Source organism: Paenisporosarcina sp. TG20, assembly GCF_000286315.1.
GTDB lineage: Bacteria > Bacillota > Bacilli > Bacillales_A > Planococcaceae > Paenisporosarcina.
On sequence record NZ_ALJG01000136.1, the window covers coordinates 1 to 4,992 of the forward strand.

5 protein-coding genes are annotated in these 4,992 nt (G+C 35.2%); 2 read left to right on the forward strand and 3 right to left on the reverse strand.

Annotated elements, in window-relative coordinates; all coding sequences use genetic code 11:
• Positions 1 to 230: 230 nt before the first annotated feature.
• Entirely contained in the window at positions 231 to 1,139 is a 909-nt protein-coding gene (locus B371_RS0101520) for a DMT family transporter (RefSeq protein WP_026022941.1), read from the reverse strand.
• 140 nt (positions 1,140 to 1,279) lie between these two features.
• Here B371_RS0101520 and B371_RS0101525 point away from each other — a divergent pair, with 140 nt between their 5' ends.
• Together B371_RS0101525 and B371_RS0101530 are read left to right on the forward strand one after the other, a co-directional pair.
• Complete coding sequence (locus B371_RS0101525; RefSeq protein ID WP_019412561.1) at positions 1,280 to 2,002, forward strand: MgtC/SapB family protein; 723 nt, start codon at positions 1,280 to 1,282, stop codon at positions 2,000 to 2,002.
• A 13-nt stretch (positions 2,003 to 2,015) separates the two neighbouring features.
• On the forward strand, positions 2,016 to 3,005 hold the full coding sequence (locus tag B371_RS0101530) for a cation diffusion facilitator family transporter (protein ID WP_019412562.1): 990 nt from the start codon (positions 2,016 to 2,018) through the stop codon (positions 3,003 to 3,005).
• Positions 3,006 to 3,059: 54 nt separating this feature from the next.
• On the opposite strand, the gene B371_RS0101535 is transcribed toward B371_RS0101530, so the two are convergent.
• Both B371_RS0101535 and B371_RS0101540 read right to left on the reverse strand, forming a co-directional pair.
• Positions 3,060 to 3,467 (reverse strand): YugN family protein, encoded by a 408-nt coding sequence (locus B371_RS0101535; RefSeq protein WP_019412563.1) that lies wholly within the window; start codon positions 3,465 to 3,467, stop codon positions 3,060 to 3,062.
• A gap of 100 nt (positions 3,468 to 3,567) precedes the next feature.
• A complete protein-coding gene (locus tag B371_RS0101540; RefSeq protein WP_019412564.1) occupies positions 3,568 to 4,734 on the reverse strand; it encodes an iron-containing alcohol dehydrogenase in 1,167 nt (388 codons plus the stop codon).
• Between the last annotated feature and the right edge of the window lie 258 nt (positions 4,735 to 4,992).

Here is a 4,992-nt window from a genome sequence, read left to right on the forward strand (position 1 = left end):
CTGTTCAGTTTTCAAGGTTCACTATGCTTGTCTATCTCACGACAGCAACTTTTATATCTTAACAAATTCTCATTGCTGTGTCAAGAATAAATTTTACTATTTTCATTTACTTCGTTGCGCTGAAATTAGCAACTAAATTAATATACCGTCTTTCGAACTTAAAGTCAATAACTATTTTGAAATACTGTATTCACTTCTTAAGGACATTTATTAATATACATCTTTTAAAACTATAAATCAAGAGTTTTTTTGCGAAATATTCTTTTGATCCTGTTGAAGTCCATTACAAACAGCATGATACCTGCAATTACAATGAACCCACCTATAACCTGGGTTAAGATTAAATACTCATTAAATACATAGAAAGCTAAAATTGTTGCACCAATTGGTTCAAATAAAATCGCGATGGAAATAACATTTGTTGAAACATATTTTAAAGACCAGTTAAATAATGTATGTCCTAAAAGATTTGGAACGATCGCTAACAAGACAAACCATAACCAATCATTTGCTGGATATGGCCCAAACGACTCTCCTTTAAAAATGACATAAAAAAACAGAGTGATTGTACTTACTCCATAAACTACAAAAGTATATGTAACGAGTGAAAGTCTTTTTCGTACATCTTGACCAAACAATAAGTATGCCGTTACTAGTGCGCAAGCAATAAGTGCTAACATATCTCCATATAAAGCAGTACCACTAATTTGAAAGTCTCCCCAACTAATCAGTATGGATCCTCCAATTGCAATCAATCCAGATAAAATAGTTTTAACTGATAAATGTTCCTTAAAGAAAAAATACGTTCCAGCAAAAGCAAACAATGGTTGGAGTGTAACTAATACTGTTGAACTTGCAACCGATGTGTAATTTAATGATTCAAACCATAAGATAAAGTGGAATGCTAAAAAGATACCAGCAACAAGTGAAAATGACCAATCTCTTTTTGTTAAGCGTTTTAGTTCTGCAGTGTATTTCCAAAAAAAGATGGGGGCCATGATTAGTACAGAAAATAACATACGATAAAATGCAATAATTCCCGCATCTGCATCGGCAAGTTTTACAAAAATAGCCGACATGGCAACAGCAATGACACCAATTGCGATCGGTATATATGGGTGGATAGTTGTTCTTTCCACAAGTTTCACTTCTCTCTTCACCTTTATTAATTGTCAATACTAACCAATAAAAGGTACTATATCTATATGTAACCCTTCATATTGTTTCATTTCTAAGCAGACTGTGCAACTTGTTTTTTAACTTTAGAGGGAGGATATTAATGATAGGAATAATTTCCGAATTTGTTCACACCGAAATATTAATAAAGTTGGGTTTAGCTGCATTATTAAGTTTGATTATTGGCGTTGAAAGGGAATTGAAAAAGAAACCCGTTGGCCTAAAGACTAGCTTGGTAATAGCTACGTTTAGCTGTCTCCTTACTTATATCTCCATTGAATCAGCGTATGTTGCTGAAACTCGAGATGATGTTAATATCACGATGGACCCATTGCGTCTTGCAGCCCAAATAGTAAGTGGCATTGGTTTTTTAGGTGCAGGGGTGATTTTACGCAAAGGGAATGACAGTATTACAGGATTAACTACCGCAGCAATGATCTGGGGTGCTGGTGGAATAGGTATTGCCGTTGGAGCCGGCTTTTATGTAGAGGCAACTATTTGTGTTTTAATCGTATTAGTTGGAATAGAGCTACTACCACCTATCCTATTTAAATATGGTCCAAAACGCTTAAGGATGAAAGACGTTTATATGAAGGTTCTTGTTTCAGAAACAACTGAGATTGAGAAACTGGTTTCTTTTTTAACCATGGAAGAGATGGTAATAGAAAGCCTTCGTATTAAAGATATTCCACTTTCTGGCCAACGCTTAAAACATGAAGTTGAAATTCGTTTATCAGCATTGTCAAAGCACAATGCATTTGCCATTTATAACAGCGTACATTCTCTCCCATATATTGATCGAGTAGAACTAGAAATCTTATCTTAATAGGAGGAGCTTTATGAAAACATATATTGAACTACTAAAGGGAGGAAATAAACCTTCTTTGTTAGCAGCAATAGTTAATACTTTCATTGCAGGATTAAAAGGTTTAGCTTTCTTTTTCACAGGAAATGTTGCGATGTTTGCAGAAATGATGCACTCGATTGGGGATGCTGCCAATCAATTTTTTGTTTTTATAGGATCAGCACTTTCTAAGAAAGCACCTACACCACGTTTTCCAGACGGATTTGGTCGAGTTGTCAATTTGGTTTGTCTAGGTGCAGTATTAATTGTTGGGATCTTATCTTATGAAACAATAGTTGAGGGCTGGCATCATATACAGCATCCTGAAAAATCTGGCGGCTTGTTAATTACTCTTAGTGTATTAGGAATTGCAATTATTTTAGAAGTTTTTGTACTATATAAGGCAGGTAAAGAAGTTTTACACGAAGCAGGTGTTTCAAATGCGAAAGGTTTAGCACCATTAACACTAGGTTTTGTTCACTTAAAACGAGCTAAACCGGCTACAAAGTTAGTATTTATGGAAGATTTAGTAGCAACTAGCGGAGGTATCCTAGCATTTATAGCAGTGTTAATTGCTCATTTCACCGGTTTTTTACAAGCAGAAGGTATTGCTTCTATTATGATTGGATTAATGATGTTCTATGTTGTTGGACGTGTGTTTTTAGAAAATGCTCGTGGTGCAATTGGAGAAACAGACGAACAAATGTTAAATCATATAGCGCATCTTGTCATTAACCAAAAAGATGTAAAAGATATTCGAAAACTTATGGTTATTAAAGAGGGTGAGTTCTTACATGTAGAACTTGTGGCTGAAGTTGATCCTTCAATCTCCTTTGCAAAGGCAGATGACATTCGTGATCATTTGGTTGATCTTATTTTAAATCAGCGCGGTGTAGAAGATGTGACAATCTCATTTGACGAAGACGATAATATAAGTCACTGGAAACATGTAAGTAATAGGCAAGAAAATTTACCACCTGTTTGAATAATTAATAATTAATTAGAGAAAACCCCATCCACTAAATGGATGGGGTTTTTCTTATTGTAAATTATTTTCGATAGATTTTAATAATTCAACTCCCCGCACGACAAGTTTTTCACTTATCGGTGCGTCTTTGTCAATTGGTTTTTGAAATTGATTTAACGTTCCTGCACCAATTCCAAATAGAGCATCCTTTTCGTCATCAAGCCCATACTGGTAACAATGCCTTAATAAGAAAGGTACACCAAACTCTAACTTTGCTGAGGGCTGTTCAAAGTCTCCGCTTTTCACTAATACTGGAATCCTTAGTACATCATAATATGGAGCTTTTTGAAATACATAATCAAAATATGCATGATCGTATTCCCAACCACCACCAATAGTAAAGCCTTGGCTTGTTAAAAATTCTTCTAAATGACCTTTTTCAAACCGCTTGCCTTTTAATGAAGAATTAAGTTCTATCAACTAAAAAACCTCCTGTCTTCTACATAGAATGGACAGAAGGAGTCCTATTTTATTCGTAAAAACAAAAGAAAGCTCCCTACCAATGGTTGGGAGCTTTCTTTTACTGTAATGAAGCTTTTAAAATAGTTCTTACATCTGATGCTTCTAAAGGTGCGAAATTACCAAACTTCCCGTTAACCATTGCTTTTTCAACCATTAAATCGATATTTGTACTATCAATTTTATAATCAGCTAGAGTTTCAGGCGCTCCAAGAGATGTCCAATAATCACGTAAGTTATTAATTCCTTCGTTAGCTATTTCAATAACTGTTTTGCCTTCTGGGTTTACTCCAAATACGTAAACAGCTAAACGAGCAAAACGTTCTGGGTCAACTTCGATGTTATGACGCATCCAATGAGGGAATAAAATAGCTAATCCCCCCGCATGTGGAATATCATATACTGCAGATACTGCATGCTCGATGTTGTGCGATGCCCAGTCGCCTTGATATCCCATTTGTAACATTCCATTTAATGCAATTGTACCTGAAAAAAGGATCGTTTCTCGGTGCTCATAGGAATGTAAATCGTTTAGAAGCTTTGGTGCAGTCTCCATTATTGCCCGTAATACACCTTCACACATCTCATCTTGAACAGGTGTGTTCGTTGCATTGTTGAAATATTGTTCAAATATATGAGACATCATGTCAACTACACCATATACTGTTTGGTCTTGTGGTACTGAAAAAGTATATGTTGGATCTAGCACTGAAAATTTCGGAAAAACATGAGGGCTTCCCCATCCATATTTTTCTTGTGTTTCCTCGTTAGTAATAACAGATCCTGAATTCATCTCTGATCCAGTCGCCGCTAACGTTAGTACTGTTCCGAACGGAATTGCTGCTTCAGGAATAGCTTTACGGCTAACGAAATCCCAGGCATCTCCATCGTATTTTGCACCTGCCGCTATTAATTTCGTACAATCAATAACAGATCCTCCACCCACTGCTAGTATTACATCGATGTTTTCTTTTTTACAGATTTCTATGCCTCGTCTCGCTGTTGAAATACGAGGATTAGGTTCTACTCCACTTAACTCAAATATTTCTAAATCTATTGCTTTTAATATTGTCATAACTTCTTCATAAAGACCGTTTTTCTTTATACTTCCGCCACCATACACTACTAGTACTTTTTTTCCGTATTTAGGTAATTCTTTTTGGATTTGCTCCAATTGACCTTTACCAAAGATTAATTTGACAGGGTTATAAAATGAAAACTTATTCAACTTCAATCACACTCCTTTAAGTTGTATTATGTCCAAATCTTTAAGCGAAATCAAAGAAAAGAACTTTTAGCGAATCATAAAATAAAAACTGAGCAAACACGTCCAGTACTTTTAAGCAATTACTAATGATTAGAGTATTAGTAGAAAATGTATATCGACTGGGGTTTTCGGGTCGCTTTCAAATTAAAGCCATTAGTATTTAGTTTTCAAAGTTCAAAGTTTTATGCTTTTTAATTCTAAAAGAGCGTGTTCAAAAAG